At 61.3% G+C, this 19551-nt stretch carries 19 protein-coding genes, 2 pseudogenes and 1 riboswitch; of the genes and pseudogenes, 4 read left to right on the top strand and 17 right to left on the bottom strand.

Annotation, left to right across the window (positions count from 1 at the left end):
* The 3 genes from QW379_08820 to QW379_08810 form a co-directional block, all read left to right on the top strand.
* On the top strand, positions 1 to 205 hold a 205-nt coding region (locus QW379_08820), incomplete at its 5' end, for a hypothetical protein (protein ID MEM2870498.1).
* 115 nt (positions 206 to 320) lie between these two features.
* Positions 321 to 1760, top strand: coding sequence for an aminopeptidase (locus QW379_08815; protein MEM2870497.1), 1440 nt, complete (start codon positions 321 to 323; stop codon positions 1758 to 1760).
* Positions 1757 to 2332 (top strand): UbiX family flavin prenyltransferase, encoded by a 576-nt coding sequence (locus tag QW379_08810; GenBank protein MEM2870496.1) that lies wholly within the window; start codon positions 1757 to 1759, stop codon positions 2330 to 2332. The genes QW379_08815 and QW379_08810 overlap by 4 nt, the downstream gene beginning before the upstream one ends.
* Before the next feature lie 29 nt (positions 2333 to 2361).
* Here the strand turns inward: QW379_08810 and QW379_08805 are convergent, their stop codons facing one another.
* From QW379_08805 to QW379_08725, 17 genes and pseudogenes are all read right to left on the bottom strand, one after another.
* Positions 2362 to 3081, bottom strand: a complete 720-nt coding sequence (locus tag QW379_08805) for a hypothetical protein (protein MEM2870495.1) — start codon at positions 3079 to 3081, stop codon at positions 2362 to 2364.
* Between the two features lie 13 nt (positions 3082 to 3094).
* Complete coding sequence (locus QW379_08800) at positions 3095 to 3535, bottom strand: hypothetical protein (GenBank protein ID MEM2870494.1); 441 nt, start codon at positions 3533 to 3535, stop codon at positions 3095 to 3097.
* A gap of 27 nt (positions 3536 to 3562) precedes the next feature.
* Positions 3563 to 3626, bottom strand: a riboswitch (Fluoride riboswitch).
* A 157-nt stretch (positions 3627 to 3783) separates the two neighbouring features.
* Positions 3784 to 5196 (bottom strand): hypothetical protein, encoded by a 1413-nt coding sequence (locus tag QW379_08795; protein ID MEM2870493.1) that lies wholly within the window; start codon positions 5194 to 5196, stop codon positions 3784 to 3786.
* Positions 5197 to 5237: 41 nt separating this feature from the next.
* The gene (locus tag QW379_08790; protein ID MEM2870492.1) at positions 5238 to 8906 is read right to left on the bottom strand and encodes a PKD domain-containing protein; all 3669 of its coding nucleotides are present in this window, start codon (positions 8904 to 8906) and stop codon (positions 5238 to 5240) included.
* Between the two features lie 156 nt (positions 8907 to 9062).
* Positions 9063 to 10358: a DNA primase catalytic subunit PriS gene (priS, locus tag QW379_08785; GenBank protein MEM2870491.1), complete on the bottom strand. Its 1296-nt coding sequence runs from the start codon at positions 10356 to 10358 to the stop codon at positions 9063 to 9065.
* 46 nt (positions 10359 to 10404) lie between these two features.
* Positions 10405 to 11643, bottom strand: a complete 1239-nt coding sequence (locus QW379_08780; GenBank protein MEM2870490.1) for a DHH family phosphoesterase — start codon at positions 11641 to 11643, stop codon at positions 10405 to 10407.
* Positions 11640 to 11990 carry a prefoldin subunit beta gene (locus tag QW379_08775; GenBank protein MEM2870489.1) on the bottom strand — a complete coding sequence of 117 codons (351 nt, stop codon included), beginning with the start codon at positions 11988 to 11990 and terminating at the stop codon, positions 11640 to 11642. The genes QW379_08780 and QW379_08775 overlap by 4 nt, the downstream gene beginning before the upstream one ends.
* Positions 11991 to 11995: 5 nt before the next feature.
* Positions 11996 to 12409: a KEOPS complex subunit Pcc1 gene (locus QW379_08770; protein ID MEM2870488.1), complete on the bottom strand. Its 414-nt coding sequence runs from the start codon at positions 12407 to 12409 to the stop codon at positions 11996 to 11998.
* On the bottom strand, positions 12406 to 12540 hold the full coding sequence (locus QW379_08765) for a DNA-directed RNA polymerase subunit P (protein MEM2870487.1): 135 nt from the start codon (positions 12538 to 12540) through the stop codon (positions 12406 to 12408). The genes QW379_08770 and QW379_08765 overlap by 4 nt, the downstream gene beginning before the upstream one ends.
* Positions 12541 to 12719: 179 nt before the next feature.
* Positions 12720 to 12932 (bottom strand): annotated as a pseudogene (locus QW379_08760) (50S ribosomal protein L37ae).
* A gap of 3 nt (positions 12933 to 12935) precedes the next feature.
* Positions 12936 to 13718 carry an exosome complex protein Rrp42 gene (gene rrp42, locus QW379_08755; protein MEM2870486.1) on the bottom strand — a complete coding sequence of 261 codons (783 nt, stop codon included), beginning with the start codon at positions 13716 to 13718 and terminating at the stop codon, positions 12936 to 12938.
* A 156-nt stretch (positions 13719 to 13874) separates the two neighbouring features.
* Positions 13875 to 14588: pseudogene (gene rrp41 / locus QW379_08750) on the bottom strand (exosome complex exonuclease Rrp41).
* A 10-nt stretch (positions 14589 to 14598) separates the two neighbouring features.
* Positions 14599 to 15651 carry an exosome complex RNA-binding protein Rrp4 gene (rrp4, locus tag QW379_08745; GenBank protein MEM2870485.1) on the bottom strand — a complete coding sequence of 351 codons (1053 nt, stop codon included), beginning with the start codon at positions 15649 to 15651 and terminating at the stop codon, positions 14599 to 14601.
* Between the two features lie 58 nt (positions 15652 to 15709).
* Entirely contained in the window at positions 15710 to 16405 is a 696-nt protein-coding gene (locus QW379_08740; GenBank protein MEM2870484.1) for a ribosome assembly factor SBDS, read from the bottom strand.
* 19 nt (positions 16406 to 16424) lie between these two features.
* Complete coding sequence (gene psmA, locus QW379_08735) at positions 16425 to 17138, bottom strand: archaeal proteasome endopeptidase complex subunit alpha (GenBank protein MEM2870483.1); 714 nt, start codon at positions 17136 to 17138, stop codon at positions 16425 to 16427.
* A 556-nt stretch (positions 17139 to 17694) separates the two neighbouring features.
* Positions 17695 to 17925, bottom strand: coding sequence for a hypothetical protein (locus QW379_08730; protein MEM2870482.1), 231 nt, complete (start codon positions 17923 to 17925; stop codon positions 17695 to 17697).
* A 159-nt stretch (positions 17926 to 18084) separates the two neighbouring features.
* Positions 18085 to 18213, bottom strand: a complete 129-nt coding sequence (locus tag QW379_08725) for a hypothetical protein (protein MEM2870481.1) — start codon at positions 18211 to 18213, stop codon at positions 18085 to 18087.
* Positions 18214 to 18244: 31 nt separating this feature from the next.
* On the opposite strand from QW379_08725, the gene QW379_08720 reads away from it, so the two are divergent.
* Positions 18245 to 19513, top strand: a complete 1269-nt coding sequence (locus QW379_08720) for a pyridoxal phosphate-dependent aminotransferase (protein ID MEM2870480.1) — start codon at positions 18245 to 18247, stop codon at positions 19511 to 19513.
* Positions 19514 to 19551: the final 38 nt, after the last annotated feature.

Genomic DNA, 19551 nt, shown 5'->3' with positions numbered 1-19551 from the left:
CTTCCTGGGAAGGATAGTGGCCTATGCCATTGTAGATTCTCTATATACATTTCGAAGAGGGAAATCCAGCAAGAGTTTCGCTCATTCCAGGAGCACTTTCAAGTGGGAGGATGTTATGGATTGCCCAAGGAGTGTTGAGGACCCCCTTCTCAAGATGTTCCGGGGGTGGGACCCTGAGAAATTTCAGAGGTTCAGAGGGGGATGAATAGATGGATTTGTGGAGGGGTATTTATAGGGCTGATAACTGGTTATTCTGCACCGCCCCCAGCGGCCATCGCAACCATAATAACCAAGCTTCATTATGAGGGCCAGGGAACCGCATGCTCAGGAAAACGAGAGCGGATGGAGTCGAGAAGCTCGAGCTCAAGAGGGAGCCCGCCTGGGACCATTTTTCAAAGAAGGAGAAAAAGGCGGCGGAGGCTCTCTCTGGCGAGTACAGGGCTTTCCTCGACGCCGCCAAGACGGAGCGCGAGGCCGTGGCGGCGATAAGGAAGTTCGCGCAGGAGAGCGGCTTCGCCCCAATTGACTCGGCGCGCTCAGCGCGTCCCGGTGAGAGGCTCTACTTTATCTGGAAGAACAAGTGCGCCGCGCTCGCTGTTGTCGGAGAGCAGCCGCCCTCGCGCGGCCTGAACATCATCGCCTCTCACATCGACTCCCCGAGGCTCGACCTGAAGCAGAACCCCCTTCACGAGGAGTCGGAAACCAGAATCGCTCTTTTCAGAACCCACTACTACGGGGGCATAAAGAAGTACCAGTGGGCCACGATTCCCCTCGCGCTCCACGGGAGGGTCGTCCTGAAAGATGGGAGGGAGGTCGACGTCTCCATCGGCGAGGACGAAGGGGACCCGGTTTTCACAATAGAGGACCTCGCCCCGCACCTCTACAGGCAGTCGCAGGCGAAGAGGCACCTTGAGGAGGGGCTCAAGGGCGAGGAGCTGCACGCGATTGTGGCGACCAATCCAATCGACGGTCACAGAAAGGCGAAGAGCAGGACAAAGCTGCTCGTGCTTGATATTCTCCACAGAAGATACGGCATGATGGAGGAGGACTTCGCGAGCGCAGAGCTCGAGCTCGTCCCCGCCGGAAGATCGAGGGAGGTGGGGCTTGACCGCTCCCTCGTGCTGGGCTACGGGCAGGACGACCGCGTTTGCGCCTTCGCCGCCCTTTCCGCGATTCGCTCCCTCGGGCGACCTCGCAGGACCTGCGCGGCGCTCTTCTTCGACAAGGAAGAGATAGGGAGCGAGGGAAACACTAGCGCCCGGTCCCGCCTCCTCGCCTCCTTCACCGCGCGCCTCATCGAGCTAACCGAAGGTGACGCACCCGAGAGCGCACTCAGACGCGCGCTCGAGCGCTCCTCGGCCCTCTCGGCCGACACCACCTCCGCCCTGGACCCGATATTCAAGGACGCCCACGAGCCCTCTAATGCTGCGCGGCTGGGCTTCGGGGTGGTGCTGACGAAATTCACCGGGTCCGGGGGTAAGTACCAGTCGAGTGACGCGAGCGCGGAGTACGTGGGGGCGATAAGGAGGCTCCTGAACGCCGCGAGAATACCCTGGCAGAGTGCGGAACTAGGCAAGGTGGACGAGGGCGGAGGGGGGACGATAGCCAAGTTCCTCGCGGAGCATGGAATGGACGTAGTAGACCTCGGGCCTTGCGTCCTGAGCCTCCACGCGCCCATGGAGCTGACGAGCAAGGCGGACCTCTTCTGCGCGGTCAGGGCCTACACTAGGTTCTTCGAGGCTTTCGGGGAGGGGAGATGAGGCCGGCGGGGGAGAGAAGCCGGGGGACGCACGTCGTCGTAGCGCTGACCGGGGCCTCCGGGGCCGTCTACGGCGTCCGGCTGCTCGAGGCGCTCGAATGCGAGAAGAGCGCGATAGTGTCGGAGGAGGCCCTGAGAATTCTCAGGCTGGAGACAGGCCTAGGCGCGCGGGAGTTGAGGAGGCGCTCGACGAGGCTCTACAGGAACAGCGAGCTGGACGCGCCCATCGCGTCTGGGAGCAGGCCGTTCGATGGAATGGTCATCTGCCCCTGCTCGATGTCCACGGCCTCAAAAATCGCCTGCGGAATCTCGGACAATCTGGTGACCAGAGCGGCCTCGGTGGCGCTGAAGGAGAGGCGCCGGCTCGTCCTGGTTCCGCGAGAGACGCCCCTGAGCACGATTCACCTCCGCGCCCTGACCACTCTCTCGGAGGCGGGAGCGGTGGTCCTCCCGGCGTGTCCCGCGTTCTACGGAAGGCCCGCGAGCGTCGGGGAGCTGGTGGACTTCGTCGTGGGAAGGGTTCTGGACGCGCTGGGGGTCGAGAACAGGCTCTACAGAAGATGGGGGGAGTGAGGGCGGGGAGCGATGCCTCCGCCGCCTGCTCAGCTCCACCGGGCGCTATCGGCGTCACCCCCCGGGGCGCCGCGCGCCACGCGCCTGAGTCGCCCCATCTCGCATATCTCCATAACCATTCTCTCGATTCCAGCCTCGTCCATCAGGGGCCCCACGGATGAAACGAAGCCCCGGAGGCTGGCCTCTATCTCCCTCGGTCCAATTCCTCGCCCGGAGGCGACCCTGGCCGCAAGGACTTCCTTGAGGAGCTCGAAGCTCGACATGTGTCTTACTTCGCCGGGCTCCACAGCCAGGGCCCGGGCTGCCTCCACTGAGTCGCTGAGAAGGGTGTGAATTCCGAGTCTCCTCGCGAGTAAGAGCGAGGAGGTCTCGGAGGGGCTGATCCCGGCGATGGAAGCCCTCTCATCGAGCGTGCCCGGCTCCGGCCCCCCGGGCGCCTCGATGACCTCGATGTAGCCCTCGCGCTCCCAGGACACAATCATGCCCATTATCCTGTTCCTCCTCACAACGTCACCCACATCCACGCCGGGATTGCTCCTCTCGAGCTCTCTCCACGTGGCCGTCGAGGCAACGAGGCGCGAGACCACCGTCCGAATCCACTCTCGGTTCCTGTAAAAGGCCCAGCTTCGGAGAAAGGAAGCCGTCGCAACCGCGGAAAAGCGCCCCTCCTCGCGTGCGTCCCTGCCAACCTGCGCTCCTCCCGGCCGCTCGCCGGAAACGTTCGTGGCGCGAGTTTCCGTCTTCCCCATCCGGGCCGCCCTCTTACTCCAGCCTGAGCTTGATCGAGTAGTCGGAGCGCCCGGTCAGCGTCCCCATCTCCATGAACTCGAACCCCACTTCCTTCAGAAGCATCATCAAGTCGTGCCCGCTGGCGCTCAGCCCGTACAGGCTCTCCTCGATGGAGACCATCCCCCTCTCCCTCATGCTCTCGACGAAACGCCTGAGCAGGCGCGCGGGATACCTCCCCCTCCGGCTCCAGTCGTCGATGTGGAGGGCGTGCACCCGGACCCTCCCCTCACTGGCAAGCTCGTAGGTTACTGTTCCGATGACCCTGCGTCCGGGCTCGTGCATCCGCAGGGTCTCCATGCTCCCCGCGCCCGCCCATGGCTCGCCCCTGACCTCGAAAAACACCCTCCCCCTTCGCCCCATGAAGGCCCTCAGCCTGTCCGGCAGGGGCTCCAGGAATATCCGCGCCTCAACCACCGCTCTCTCCTACCTGCTGGTGCAGTTGGGTCGGTAGAGGCTATCAGCCTGCACCCGGCGGTTAGAGGCGAGCCTCATCGCCTGCGGTATTGAAATAGTTCGTGATAGTTATTAAGCTTGCCGGGCCCCGGGTGTCAGCCCCGCGGGGGTTGACGTGTCCCGAATTTCGCGGCCCTCCATTTCCCTCTATTCATCTCAAGGCTGAGGCCCCGGGCGTCCAAGCGAAATTCGGGAGTGCATCGGAAGCCTCATTTCTTCAGCGCCCCCTCCGCCCCGCACCCCGGGCATTTCACCGGCAGGGGCCTCCGGCCGTCGTCCGGGAAATCGAAGACGCTCCTGCATTTCGGGCACCTCATTGACCTCACAGCGGCGCCAAGAGGGGCCGTGGAGGGACTCTCCGGCAGTGATGGCTGGAGGGGCGGGGGCGATGGAGGAGAAGGAAAGGCCTCGGGTGGGCGGGGAGGCGGGGGATTTTCTTGTCCTGGTGGCCGTGTATATCCGGAGGGCTGTTGAGGTGGCAGAGGTGAGTGAGGCGCGGGTCCCGACGGGAACTCGGGCGGCGGGGCAGGCTCCCAGCTCCTGACCGGCTCGAAGCCCGGGAGCGGCTGACCCAAGGCCGGGGCCTCCAGCGCCGGCCCGGCCGGGGTCCCCACAATCACTGAGCCCGCAGGGGCCAGCGGCTTCGCGATGCCCCTCCATTTCTTTGCGTATATCTGGTGGGAGAGGACCCAGCTCACGACCATGAAGAGCGGCGAGAGGACCCATATCGCCACAGCGTCCGCGCCGAGAAAGAAAAGTAAAAGGAGCAGCGCAACCAAGAGAATTACGAGCAGATGGAGCCACCCGACTCTCCTCATCCCCAAGTCCTTCATGTAGCGCCTTGGAAGGTGTAGCGCCACCAAGCCAAACACGCACACCACGATGAAGAGCTCCAGAGAGCACTGGAGCGGGTTGAATGTGTCGAACCGGGCCTCGTCGAAGGACCTCTGTCCCCCCTCCAGCGAGAGATGGTACAGAATCAACTCCGCACCGGGAGCGCGAAGCCTCGTCAGCTCTCCCTGCCCCCTCATGATGCCCGAGAAGCTCGCCAGCCCGACGACGATTTCCCTGTGGGTCCAGTCCAGCCGGCCCGCGAAGGTGCGGTTCGACTCGTCCGGGAGCGCTTGGAAGAGCGCAAATGGAATCGTCGTGTCGCCGAAGTTGACCGTGGTGCCCTCGGGCCTAAGGTTGGAGTTGAAGTAGAAGTGAATTGTTATGGGGGCAGTCGAGTTCGCAGTTCCCATCAAGCCCTTAGTATCGGCGTTGATGTCCTTGGTCAGGAGCGCTACCCTTATGATTCTCGCCGAGCCGTAGGATTTGTAGTTCTCCAGAAGCGACTCTATCTCGTTGGTGTAGGCCTGGGCCTCGAGCTGCGTGATGTTGCCGTCCCCGTCGCCCATGTGCTCGTCTATGCACCGCCTGACCTCGACCACCGCGGGCCCGGAGAGCTCCCAAGTGAGGTACCCCCCGCCCTCGCGATGTAGCATTTGGGTCTGGGTCTCGACCCTGAGCGTCGAGCCAGCCCCAATTGCCGCCGAGGCGCCGGGCGCGATGGCAGAAGCGAGCAGGAGGAGCATCAGGGCGGTGAGGGCCGAGGGCGCCGCGAAAACCGGTCCTTGCATATAACAACCCGGACGGCGAATTCATCTCCGGCGTAATTAGCTTATCTGAGCTCCTCGAGCCTCCTGAGAATCTCGGAGAGCTCAATGGTGCGTGCCGCCTCTGACGGAGTCTGAGGGGGCAGGGGCCGCGCGTGCACCGGAGACGCGCTCCTCTCCGGAGACGGATACCGCTCAGCCGGACATGACCCTACCTCCGCCGGCGGACCGGCTCCGGCAACCTCCTCGACGGGAGTGTCGTACCTCGGTGCCTCCGGCCAGACGGGGCCCCAGCCCTCCGCAGGCTCCGGCGGCCTCTGGTGGAACGGCGCGGCGCCTGCCCCCTCCCACGCCTCCGGTCCCTGGATGTAGAGCGTTTCTGGGTTGGCGAGAGTATATGACTCCTCAAGCGGACCGGCCACCGTCGGTCCCGCGCACCCGGCGGTCCCCGGTCCCGAGCCTGTCTCCACGCCGTACTGCGCCTTTTCCGGCAGCAGGGTGGCGCTGCCATCCAGAGCCGTCGCGTTATCGGCTTTCCTCTCCTCTGTCAATTCCGATTCGCGCCTCCTGCGCCTAACAGCCGCGTATCCCGCTATCCCAACAGCCGCTCCCAGTGCGAGTCCCAGAAACGCGGGGTTGAGTAGCGCCCAGGATTTCTTTTCCTCAAGTCTCACCCTGACCTCGATTACCACCGAGGAGACACCGCCCTCCCCGTCCTTCACAGTCAAGCGGATCCTGTAGGTGCCTTCTCTCTTGTAGAAATGCTCGGGTGCTCCGGCGGTGGAGTCGACGTCGTTGTCTGGGTCCCCGTCCCCATCGCTGTCCACGGTGATGTCGAAGTCCCACTCGTACTCAAGTGCCCCGCCCTCCGGGTCGGAGGAGAGGGAGGGGTCGAACCTGACCTTCAAGCTACTACCGCTGGGCTGGCTGTAGGTCGCGGCGGCAAACGGAAGGGCATTGACCCTGAGTCTGACGGTGGCGGTGTTGGTCTCGCCGTCGCCATCCGTCACAGTGAGGGTCACCGTCCGAGCCCCTCCCCTTGTGTATACGTGCCTCACAACCTCCCCTCTTGCATGGGTGCCGTCGCCGAAACTCCAGCGGTAATCGAGCTCGGATTCAATGTCAAAGGACGCTGATGCATCGAAGATTAACTCCGTCCCCTCGTTGACAACCTGCGGAAGGGGCGAGATCCCCGCGGAGGGACGATTATTTATAACCTCCACCCTGCCCGCGTATTCCATCCATGCGCTATAGTCGCCGTCGGTGTCGCGCAGCCTTGCTCTGAAACAGTACCTCCCGACGGGCGCGGAGGCGGGGGGTGTGAACTTGCAGTGCCACGTCCCATTCCTCCCGTCGAGCTCCGGCTTGGTTAGAAAAGTCCCGGACCAGCCCCCGCCCTCAAGCCTCTGCTCGACCTCGCACCTGAGTTCCCAGGTTTTGCTTTCAAGGTCTCTGCCAGATATCGTGAGGGTCAGATTTTGAGTGCGAAGCACGGAGCTTCCGGAGAGGTTAATTCCCAGCACCGTTGGCGGGCTGTTTACGACCTCGAGGCTATCGTTGCTGTAGAGCCATTCGCTGATGAGGCCGTTGGAGTCTTTCAGAAGAACTCTAAAGGAATAGCTCCCCGTCTTAGACTTCGGGCTGGGTGCGAAGAGCACCTCCCAGTGGTCCCCCCTGACCTCCACCCCTTCGAGCCTCGACCACTCGCCGCCGGGTCCCCGGCACTGGAGGTCGCAGAGCACTGCCGTCCTCGGGTCCTCGACGTCCCCTCCCCTCACAATCACCGTCGCCCTCCCTCCCCTCTCCACCCTAGACGTGGACAACTCGATGGAATCAACCGAGGGCATAGCGTTCTCAACCGAGAAGGCCTCCCAGGCCTCCCTCCAGCGCCCGCTCATGCCGTCTGCATCCCTTAAACGTGCCCTCACGTCGTAGGGACCGAGGGACGCACGGGCCGACGGGGTGAAGGTCAGCCTCCAGGAGCGGCCGTCGAGCTCTGCGCCCGTGAGGCGGGACCAAAATGGCTCGTCCCGGTGCCTGAGCTCGAGTTCGCAGGTGAGGAGCTCCAGAGGGTTTTCGGGGTCAGCGCCCTCCACGGTGAGGACCAGCGGCTGGAGTCTGCGTACGGTCGGCGCGGATGGACGGACCGCGTCGACGCGCGGGGGCGCGTTGGCGACCTCGACCAGACCGCTGGCAATGGTCCATTCACCCCAGCCCTCGCCGTCGCGCAGCCTAGCCCTGACGTCCGCCTGTCCGAGGGGACATTTGGCCGGCGGAACGAAAAGCAGCTCCCAACGGTTGGTCACGAAGGACCACTCGAAGTCGCCGGAGGTCCAGCTGCCTCCGGCCAGCCTGTACTCGAACCCCAGCGAGAGCTCTGGACCCGCGTTGTCCGGGTCGGAGCCGTAGACGATTATTTTGACCCCCTTTGTCCTCTCGACTACGGGCGATATCCTGTCGAGGCCGGTCACAACGGGTGGGTCATTCACAGGCGTCCAAGTCAGGTTCATAACTGCGCGCGCGGTCCGACCTGCCCCGTTGCGGAGAACTAGTGTAACGTTGGTCCTTCCACAGAAATTTTCCACTGGTTGAAAAGTAAGGGTGTCGTCGGCGCTCCCCTGCCCTGTGATTGCCTTCACGGCAAGGGGGTCCCAGCGCTCAACGCTCCAAGTGAGGCTGGCGTGGCCGTCCACGGGGTCTGATTCATAGGGCGTGAGACAGATTATTATAGCCGTGTCCTCCGGAGCAGAGGGCTCGGGCAGGGGAGCAATTACAGGCGGCTTCCTGCCGAGGAGCATGTTGCCCGGGACATTGTCCCACATCACCGGGTGTTGCCAGCCCTGAATCTTATTGTAGGCGTAGGCGAATGCCTCCTCTACATTTCCCCACTCGGTCTTACCCAAGCCCTCGACCCATGCCTTGGTGAATGTGTTGCCGTCTGATGCAAGCTCGTTGGCCTCGCAGGCCATCATTGAGATGAAGGGAGGGATGGTGATGTTGACCTCGGTGCAAGAGCCCGAATGGCAGGAATCGAAGATGCAGATGTTCTCGGTCGAGTTCAGCTTCTTCAGCTCAGCGGCGATCGTGTCGTCGCTGACGGCGTTCATCGGGTAGGCGTAAATCACGCCCGTGCTCCCGTGGCCGCTGAATGAGAATATGGCCTGGCTCCCTGGCTCGGCGACAGAGGCGAGCCACCTTATCTCCTGGACAATTCTGTCGGGGGTTACGGCGGAGTCGGTTACGAAGTGAATGTTCCTAGTGTCCCACCCGTAGGTGTTGACTAGCCTGTCCCTTATTGCGGTGATGTCGCTGATGCAGCCCTGGAGGGGCGAGCCAGGGTAATCGTTTATGGCCATCAGAACCGCGTAGCCGCCGGTGGAGCGACTCTCGAGCGTCGAGGTGGGAGTCGGGGGTATATAGGGGTCCGGCTCAACCCAGAATTTTGGCTCCACACGCGACGAATCAACATAGAAGGAGGGCACGCCTGAGCCGCCCGGACAGCTCTCCCCTCCCACGGGCGCCGAATTCACGCCCTGCCGGGGCTCCTGAGCTCCAGCCGCGCTCGCACTGGGAAGGACGAGAAGGGATAGGAAAAGAAGTGCGGCCGCAGCCCTGCGGCGGGCCCAGCGGATGGAGTGAGCTTCGTGAAGGCCTCTCGTAGTTATCCAAGTCCTCTTTCTCGCGATGCCCCCCGCGGTGCTTCTCGCGGCTATGTTGTGTCCGCCAGGTTTCATGCAAGAATGAGTAGAGCATGTGATTATAAGTTTATTGTGGTACTGACCAAAATTAATATTTAATTGATTCAAATTTATGTTAATTTAAATAAAAAATAGTTAAATAAAAAATAGTAAAAATTATAAAGGCAGAAGGGGGGGTGAATAGGCGGAGGCTCACGAGCCGGGCGCCGGGACAGCCGCACCCCGGCCAGTTGCGAATATCGCGGTGAATAACGGCAGCTCCGTCTCTCCGGGAACAATATGAAATTCCTCGCCCCTCAGCCTGACCCTAAGCTCCTTCACGACCCTGACTCTTACAGGGTCCCCAGGGAGAACTACGGCGTCCCTCAGGGGGTCAAAAGATTCAAGCCTATCGATGGAGAGGGGAGCGACGAGGAATCCAGTTTTCCCATGGAGAGAGGTGGGAAGGCGAATAAGCCTTTTCACGTCAGAGGTCACGGGTTCGTCGGTCTCCCCGCCCGCCCTAACCCCGGTCACCCTCTCCTCCCTCTTCTTCTCAAGCTTCACCCCGGCGGCTTCCTTGATGATTTCAAGGAACCAGAGAGCGAGCTCGTGCTTCGAGAAAATGTCGATTATCCCCTCCCGTCGAATTCTGTCCGCGCCCCTCACTCCCCCGCGCCCCGGAGAGAAGAGCTCTCTGTAAATGCGGGTCGCCCCCTCCGGCCCCAACCCCCTTCTCCGTCCACGGGTGAGGAGCGTCATTCTCTCCACTGCCCTCTCCTCTCCGAGCATCTCGAGCTCGTCGAGTAGCCTGATGGTGGCGCGGGCCATCCTACCCCTCCATCCCGGCTCTCCGGCCGAGGGCATCGTCCACCTCTTCACCGGTTTCACGAACCGGCCCCTCCCCCTACCCCCCACCACCTCCCAGCTGAAGACGCGATCAAGGTCGAGGCCGACGCCGGTGATGAAGTCCACGATCTCCCTCCTCTCCCTGCTCCCGAGCTCCAAGACTGAAGGGTCAGTGACATGGACATGATAGCCCCTGCTCCCACTGAACACGATGTGAACATGCTCTCCTCCGAACCCGAAGTCGCCGCAGATGAACTCTTCCACGAGCCGCCGAATCTCCCTTTTCACGACGGAGAGCATCTCTTCGTAGCTCATTCTCTCGGCTCCCTCGATATGGTCAGCGTCGAGGTCGAATATGAGATCCGCCCCGAGCCAGCCCTTGTCCCTCATCTGCTGGGCCTCAGGGCGCTGATAATAGGCAGCTGAGTAATACACATGCGCCGGCGCCTCCTTCCTCAGGAACGCCCTGAGTTCATCTCCCCTCCTGAAACCCAAGTGCCGGAGCATCGTGTCCCGGCCGAAGAACATGAAACCCCACTCGCGCCGCCCGAAGCGGTCCGGGAGATGGATTTCTGCCGAGGAGTAGTAAGCCGAGAAGACGCTCTGGAGGAAGCGAATCGGCGCCTCACCCTGTCCTATGGTATCCCTCGGAGAGGTCAATTCAGCCCGACCCCAAACCCTCAAACCGCTGCAGGGGTAATCAAGTTTAGCCGGAGCCTCCCCCTTCCCCCGCTTCCCCGCGGCTCAGCCACTCCTTCGTCTTCTCTACCAGAATGTTGAGCGCCGCCTCCATATCTCCCACCCCGGACATCCCAGCCGCGCCCGCGTGCCCCCCACCCTGTCCCCCCGTCTCTCTGCCCGCCTCCTCCATCAGCCTGCCGATGTGGAAGCCCGACCTCACGACCGCCTGGCTCGCCCTTCCACTGACCCTGAACCCGCATCCTTCCTGGGCAGCGGCGAAAGCCACGTCCGCCCCGAGGGAGATAAGGGCCCTTGAGAGAGCTCCCTCGAAGGCGCTGACGTGTGAGAACGCAATGAGCCAGCCTCCAGTCTGCTCGTAGCGCAGCCTCTGGGCCCCCTTGAGCATGGCGATTCTGCGCGACTGGTCCGGGATATCTTCAGAAACGAGCTCTAGCGCCTCCTCGAGCGCTAGGCCGGAACGCTCCAGTATGTCGAGGAGAACTCTTAGAGTCTCCGCACGAGCGAATCGAAAATGGGCCGTATCGGTCAGGATGCCTGCCGCCAGTGCCAGCGCGACTCTCCGGTCCAGTGGAGTTCTTCGGTCCTGTGAACCTGATGGGACCGGGGCGCCAATGAAAGGAGCGGGTCCGGCGGGGGCTGTTTCCGGACCCGCGACTGCGGGCTTCATGCTGTGCACAGCCGGTGGGGCCGAGGAGACCGCACCGCTGCCGCTTCGTGCGGCCGGGGGGGCCGATGCCGGCTCAACGGGTCCGGCTCTCCCGGCAGCCCTCTCTCCCTCGGGGGCCCCGCCCCCTCCCAAGGCTGAGGCGCTCCCCTCCTCCGCCGCCCTGATGAGCTCCCAGACCACCTCAGCGCAGGAGGGCTTCGTCTCGTCAGAATAGTAGATGTCCACGTCTCGGAGCGATGCGCTGTGGAGGTGGTGGTCTATGACGATTTTTTTTCTCGAGGCCCACACACTCTCTGGAACGCCGAGAGCGGCGATATTATTGGTGTCAACCACCACAAGGGTGTCGTAGAATTCATAGTTCGGCTGATCGATTCCGGTTTCGCCCACCGCCTCCAGAAGCCGCCTGCCCTGACGGCTCAGACCCCCGGCCGCGCTGATGTCCACATCTGGAAAGCTATGCCTGAGCGCCACGGCGCTCCCGACTGCGTCTGGGTCCGCGCCCGGATGAAGCAGCACCAGCTTCCGGCCACGCGAGAGTTCCGCGACCAGTCCTTTCAGGGCATCCAGCCGAATCACCCTGCGCCCTTCAGCGCCTTCGTTAGCTCCGTGCGCAGGCCATTGAACCTCTCCTTGAGCTGTGTCTCCTGTCGCTCCATGCTCTTCACTTTGATGCCCAAGGTGTCCCGGGCCTCCTCCAGCTCCTTCTTCAGCTCCTCGGGCTTCTCTACCCTTATCAGCAGAGCCCCAACGCTCCTGTAGACGGGGGTCTCGCCCTTGGTCTTTCCCAGCTCCTCCAGAGCCCTCTCCACTTCCTCCAGCTGGAGAGAATACTGGGACTTTTGGGCCACCACCATCTGCAGTTGCTGCTGGAGCTGCTGGTACTGCGCAATCTGGCTCTGAAGCTTCGGCGACATCTCGACCATATCCATCACTTCCCTGTTTCTTTCTGCTTTCCCCCTTTCGCTCTTCCATCGCTGGCGCTCCCCATTGCACCATTCCCGTTTTGTTCACTCTCTCGCTCCCTGGGTGAGTTTTCGCCTCCGAGGGCCTCCGCGCCCCGCTCCGGAGGGCTTGCTAATGGCGCCTCGCCGCCCTCGCGCGCGCCCGCTCCGGCCGCCTCCGCCGCAACCCGGACCCACCGGAGATAGGAGTTGACCGCGGCGCGGAGCGCAGCCGGGTCCTGAGCGGTGATTTCGAGGCGGAGGCTTGCTCCCTCGAGCCACGCCCGGGCAGAGGCGCGCGGTATCTCGTGCCTGAGTTCCGGGCCAAGGGCCTTCAGGACGGCCTCGTTCCTCTCGGCCCCCAGCTCGAAGGTGAAGAAGGCCCTCAGCAGCTCCCTCACCTCGCCTTTATGACCTTCTTCACGTTGGGCCTCTCCTTGTAGAACATTTTGCACCCGCACTTCTCGCACTGGAGCCCCATCGTGTTCAGGTCGAGAGATATCCTCTCGTGGCACCTCCAGCACTTATACATTAGCTCTCACCCTCCATCTTTTTTCCCTTCTGTTTTGTAACACTACCCTCCTTTCTCTCACCTTCTTTTCTATCCCTGGCGGGCCTTTCGGTCCCCCCTGCAGCCTTTTTCGGCGCGCCTTTTCCCTCCTTTGAGGTCGGAGGGGCCCCTTCCTGCTCGCCCGTCACAGCCACGGCCTTCGGCAGATAGGCTCCTCCGGCGAACCTATGACCGCACCTCCGGCACTCCCAGATTCCCGTGCCAGCGCGCCTGACCTTCTCAAGGCCGCAGCTGGGGCAGGGGTGTTTCTCTCTCTGCCTCGCCTCGATGGCCGCGACCTGTGCCCTCGACCTGACCCCATACCTCGGTCCATACCTCCCGGCGGGGCCGACCTTCACAGTTCCTCTCGTCACACATCACACCCCCAGTCTGAATTTCTGCCTGAGCTCCCTCCCGACTCTCTGAGAGGTCTGAATCATCGCCTTGACCTCTTCGAGGGTGAGCTTGCCTCCGATGCCCTTCTGCATTGCGCGTATGTCGCCGTTCTCGTCTGTGGTGACGGTCAGGCGCGCGCGAGCCACGCGCTCCTCGTCTAGGCAGGGGTCGACAAGCAAACCCCTGTCGATTTTTACGGACGTGCATGAGATAGGGTAGTGGTCCACCTTCAGCCTGAAGTCCTCTCCCAAATCGAACCTCTTCGCCGGAACGGTCGTTGTGTTGAGGGCCATCAGGGCCCCGAGCGAGGCTGCGTCGAATAGATTGCCGCTGAAGTCAAGGGCGTGGATGTCCACGAACGCCACCCAGACCTTCTCCTTGGGCGTGATGCAGAGGCTCGAGAGGTCGATTGTCTGGGCCTCCCGGATGCCCCTGTCCACGACCCTGGCGAGCTCTATCGACTCGGGCCTTGGGGGCCCGGGCTCGAAATAAGGTGAGGCCATTGGTATCAGCTCGGCGTTGGTGACGAGAACCCCCTTATCCGGCGCGTCTGGGAATGGCTGACCGAGCTCCATCTTTACCCCGACAAGAACGTCGGTCTCGCCCCACTTCACCCTCGCGGAGCCGTCCGCGTTCTTTACAACACGGGTCTCGACGCTGACCGGCCGAATCTCGTCGGGGGCGCGGCCGTCTATGCGCCTCGACTCTGCGAAGAGCCTGTTGATGTACTCTCGCTTCAGCTCAGCTATCGCGTCCTCCTCCACTCAACCACCCCCCCCTGGCCCTTCACCACGGTCAAGCGGCATAGGTTCCTCCGGCGTCTCGTCCGTGACCCTAGTGTCCATCACCCGCTCGCTGCCTCTTTCCATCTCCGGAGGGCCAGCGGCCTCGATTACTTCAACCTCGGCTGGCTGGACGGAGTACCTCTTCCTCAAGGCCTCCTTCTGCAGCTCGTTGATGATTCTGCAGGCGCGATAGTTGTACTCTATGGCCTGGAGGAGCTCATCGTAGGTGAGGTGGCCGTCCATCTGGAGTAGGAGAATCTCCCCTGTCCTCGGAAGAATCGCCATCGGAACGTCGGCCTCGCCGCAGTTGTCCTCCTCCTTGTCCAGGTCGCATACCACGACGCCCTCAACCTTGCCCGAAGCGCAGGCCGGCACTAGGTCCCTGATGGGAACTCCCGCGTCCGCGAGCGCTACGCTCGCGGCCGTCAGGCCCGCACACCTAGTTCCCGCGTCGGCCTGGAGCACCTCGATGTAGACATCGACCGTGGTCCTAGGGAATTGCTCCACGAAGACCACAGCCTCTAGGGCCTCCGAGATAATTTTCGATATCTCGATGGACCTTCTGTCCGGGCCAGGCCTCTTCCTTTCTGTGACGGAGAAAGCAGCCATATTATATCTGCACTGAACTATCGCTCTAGCCGGGTTCTGGAGGTGCCTGGGGTGGACCTCCCTCGGGCCGTAAACAGCCGCCAGAACCTTATTCCCGCCCCACTCGATGTACGCGGAGCCATCCGCCCTCCTGAGCACCCCAGCCTGGATAGACACCGGCCTGAGCTCGTCCAAAGCCCGCCCGTCCGCCCTCCTTCCGTCCTCAGTTATAAGCCTATGGTTCGTCTGCATGCCTCCCATGTCATACCTCCTAGAAATTGCTTCCTCCTCCGGCCCCGTCCCTACTCTCCCCCCGGCTCTCCTCCCTTCCCCCGCACCCGCCCCCTCCACCTTCCCCCGGACTCCCCACCCCCACCTCGTTGAGACCGCCCGCGGGCGCTGCCTGCCTTCTCGCCTCTTCTAGAGACCTCCTCATCTCTCCGATGAGGGAGGCCACGGCGTCGGTCAGGCCAAGCCTGTGTGATTCGCACTCAATTCTTCTTATCGCAGCCATAGCGATGTCGATATCATCCACGGTCCCGTCAAGCCAGATTCTCCCGTTCTGACCTACTAGAATTCTACAGCGGGTCAGCCTCTTTAGAAGGTTGATCATCGAGCCACCCTTGCCTATGACCCTCGGGACCTTCGGAGCCTCGATGTCGATAGTCTGGCCTCCGGTCAGCCTGCGCAGGCCGGGGCCCTTCATCGTGACACTGACCTTCTTCATCTCGTCCACACTCCTCACCTGGAGGAGCACGGTGTCGCCTATCGAGAGGTACTTTGGCGTCTCGCCGTACTCCACCTCCCAGGGAGTCTCGCTCGCCGGAAGGGGGGCTACGTAAGGCGAGTTTAGGTCTATGACCCATGCAGTCGGCGTCATCTCCACAACCTTGCCGACGACGATGTCCCCCGGCTTCGGGAGGTACTTTCCTGCGAGGGGTATCACGGAAATCTCGCCCTGCTTCATCGTTTTTATGCCTAGCGTCGCGGCAAACACCGCGTCGCCCTCTCTGTAGGTTCCCGGACCCGCCCTGAGCCTGCCAGCCCCCAGCCTCTCGCCCGGCAGGACTATCTCTCGCTGGACTGCGGGTGGGGCCTGCGTACCCCCCTCCCCTCTGCCTCGCCTCCCCCTGCCCCTCCAGAGTTCCTCAACCGGGCGCATTCCCACCTCCGTTATATGGCTCTCCTTCGTTCCTTCCCCTCCCCTGCCGCTCCTACCCATCACCTCCTTCCCCCACGTCCTGGTCTTCATTTCCTCCCGCCTCGTCCTCCGCTCGCCCACCCCGCCTCCCCTGCCCATCCGCCCATTCCCATCACCAGCCATAAGAAAAACCCCTCTCGCTCTCTTCCATCAGAGCCACATCCGGCCGGCTGCGCCCGGCCTACTTGACCACCCGGACCTCGACGGAGCCGCGGGTCCTCTCGTTCATTTTCTCCATGAAATCGGTCTGGAGGCCCGCGGGCATCTCGACGAGCCCTATCCACATTCCGTTGGCCTGCCACTCCTCTTTCTTGAGGGTGCCGAAGCTTTTTATGTCGCCGATGCATCTGGCGTAGTCCTCACCTTTGAGCCTGACCGCGATGGTCACTTTCTCCAAACGGATGGGCAGGAGGGGCCGGATGGCCTCGAGGACGATTCTGACCTGTTCCTCGACGGGCTTGAAGGGGTCTACCTTGACCTTCGCCTCCTCCATCGCCATCTCTATTCTCCTCGGCGGGTGGGGGGTCTTCGTCTGCGGGTTGATTGCGTTGCGCGCAATCTCGGCCACGATCGCCTTCTTCTTGGCCTCAATCATCTCCTTCCTCTGGGCGGTGGTCAGCTGAATCTCACCGTCTTTTATTATTACCTCTGCCACTTTTGCAACGTCCGTAGTCCCAAAGACCTTTTTTATGTTCTCCTCGGCTGCTCTTTCGCCCTTCGCCTGGTCCTTGAATATCTCGTCGATTGCCAAGCTCTCGATTATATCTACCTCCTTCCCGTCCCTCAGCTTCTGGGCGGCGTCTGGGTCAACCAGGACTTCGAAGCGGAACCCGCCCCTCTCCAGCCTGGCCACCACGGCCTTCTCAAGGCTGACCATATTACCTTCCGGCCCGGAATTACTTGGCCTTCGAAATTCTAGCCTTAACGTCCTCCGGGTCCATCTTGCGGAAGTTCTCACCCACCTGTATCAGGCCGATCTCGACCGTCTCGGGCTTCACCTCGCCCTCGCTCGCCTTCGTCAGGGCCTCGATGCCGAGCGCGATGGCCGCGTCGAGTGTCATATTATCCTCGTACTTCTCCTCGAACACGCTCATTACCGTGTTCCTCCCTGCGCCGATGCTCCCCGCCTTGTAGGCCATCAGGGCGCCGCTCGGGTCGGTCTCGAAGAGGTGGATGCCCTGGTCGTCCACGCCGGCCACCAACAGAGCAGTTCCGAAGGGCCTCACTCCTCCGTACTGGGTGTAGTTCTGCTTGAAGTCGCAGATTCTCTTCACCAGGACCTCGACTTGAATTGCCTCATTGTAGGTGATTTTATGAATCTGGGCCTCGATTCTCGCCCTGTCCACGAGCACCCTCGCGTCCGCCACAAGACCCGAGGTTGCACACCCTATGTGGCTGTCGATTTGGAATATCTTGTCTATTGACTTGGCCTCGATCAGCCTGCTCGAGATGCGCTTGTCGATTATCAGCACTACTCCATCCTTATATTTAAGGCCAACCGTTGTCGTCCCCCTCTTGACGGCCTCCCTGGCATACTCCACCTGAAACAGCCTGCCGTCCGGGGAGAAGACGGTGATGGCCCTGTCGTACGCCATTTGCCCTGCCTGCATCCTCTCACTCTCCGATGGTCATATGGCATGCGGTTTATATGGTTTTTCCCAGTGGCAGGAGGTGTGGAGTCGTGAATTAAGTTCTTCTCTTTGATTTATATTCTAGCCTATTTTTTTACCGTTAAGCTCCCCTATAATAGCTAGGAAGGGGGCATATCTGGCAATCATCTCGATGTTCTCCCTTATGAATGCCCTTCTCCTAACCGGCCATATCTTCCTTATGACTGCCTAAAACGGCGTCTCACACTCTTCTGTGTGACTTTAGCGCAGCCTTCTGGAGTGATCGGAGTTTAATACACTCTCAAGCCCCCCGAAGTGCCGGATGAGCCTCACAATAGTTCCCGCCGCCTTCTCCACTTTCCCGTTGGATTGAGGATGTTAATTGTGGTCCATGGTCTGTCAGGAGCCGCCTGGGCTTGCCATAAGCCACCACGGGTTTTCTAAGACACCTCAGGCTATTCCGGGTGGGGGAGCTTTTATAGGCGCCGGCGCCCACCAGCAGCCTTGAAGCGTCGGCCTTTATACTCGGGCTCTATACGAATCACATCCTCCTCCCCTATCTCGAACCAGTCAGCATGCCACGGGAGTCGTTGTGCCGCCTCTCATACCGGACCCACTTCCGGCGTCTCTGCTTCCCGGGTTCGTCTTTTGCTAGTCCATTCTCCGTAAGAATTCTGTGAATTCGGTTGTGCAGGATAAGGAGCCCCTCCTCTCTCTCAATCGCCTTCTCCATAGTGAAAACTCCAGATACTGGATGCATGGTTCTTGCCCTCATTACACACTCCATTTCTTCATCAATGATTGACTTAATAAATGCCCTTGGCTTTATGTATGAAGGTTATCCCTAGTGCCTGGTCCGTCTGCTCGAGCTCTCTCCTACCTCAATCATAACATATCTGCACTACTCCAGATATTTTCTCCAGTGTGGCTGGCCATGCGCAAACTTCTACCTCGTGATGGCCCTCCAGCCCGTGTCATTGACTTCGAGGTGGACGAGTATGTCCATGACACATCTCTGTCCGTCTCGAGAATCGTCCGGCACCGCTCCGCGTCCCCCACTATCATCTTTTCCCACTCTTTTCTCTCCCCACTCCACCACAACGAATATACGCCCCTGCTGGGATTTTCTATATCCAGGGAGGCGATTTCTCTTATTCAAAACTCCAAAAAGCCCGCCGGGAATTGTTTCAGGATGGAGGGCTGCCGGGCGGCCCCCATCATCACAAATTCCTCCACAGCCTATTAATATCAACAGCATTATTCAGCCCGGGGGGAGCGAGACGGCCCAGCCCGACGAGTTCGAGTACGCCCACACGCACGATGTCGCCTGGATGAGCCAGAACACGAACCACCTCCCGACCTATCCTGAGGTCAAGGAGGCGATTCGGAGGAGTCTGGAGGAGGAGGAGTACCGGAAGTATCCAATCGCCACCGGCCTCCCCGGCCTGCGGGAGGCGATTCTCGAGGACATCGGGATGCCCGACTACCGCGCCCTCATCACCGCCGGAGGCATCGAGGGAATATACATTCTGGCGCGAGCCCTCCTCGGCCCGGGAGACGAGGTCATCACCTCCGACCCTTCGTTTTTCATGATTCATAAGGTGATAGAGCTCACAGGAGCGAAATGCACCAATCTCCCCGTCTACCATAAACCTTGGAAGTACCGGGTGGAGGATGTTCAGGAGGCCATAACGTCCAGAACAAGAATGCTCCTGCTCATCGACCCCCTGAACCCGACCGGTGCGGGCTACAGGAAGGAAGAGGTCCGGGCTTTTGCGGAGCTCGCGCGCGACCACGCGCTCATCGTTCTGGACGACGTCACCTACCGCGACTTCGCCACCGGACACCACGAGACCACGGAGTGGGCTCCGGAGAGGACGTTCATCGCCTACTCCTTCTCGAAGAGCTGCGGCCTCGCCGGGATGCGGATTGGCGCTCTCTGCGGCCCGAAGGAGCTGATGGAGAAGGTGGTTCCCTACAACACAAACGACCTCTCTGTGAACATCCTCGCCCAGAGGGCGGCCCTCGCCTCCCTGCAGACGAAGAAGAAGTGGCTGCCGGAAGTTCTCAAAATCTGCAGGGAGAACCAGAAAATCATTAAGGAAGCGGTGGAGAGCGTACCTGGTTGCGCGCTCCCCGTCTATCCCTCACAGGCCAACATGTTCTGCGCGGATATAGGCGTCACGGGTGTCAACCCGGACGAGCTGGAGAGGGAGCTCCTCTTCAAGCACAATGTCTTCATCAGGTCGGGGAACTACGTCTCCAGAAAGTTCGGCGGAAGGTTCATCAGGATTTCCTTCACCGTGCCAACGGAACACGCAAAGAGGTTTGCCGAGGCTTTCCCGAAGGCGATGAAGACCCTCAGGCCCAGATGAGCTCTACATCAGGGACCCATCCCGCTCCGGGCGCAAAC

Source organism: Thermoplasmata archaeon, assembly GCA_038851035.1.
Classification (GTDB): Archaea; Thermoplasmatota; DTKX01; order VGTL01; family VGTL01; genus JAWCLH01.
This window is presented reverse-complemented; position numbering and strand designations above follow the sequence as displayed.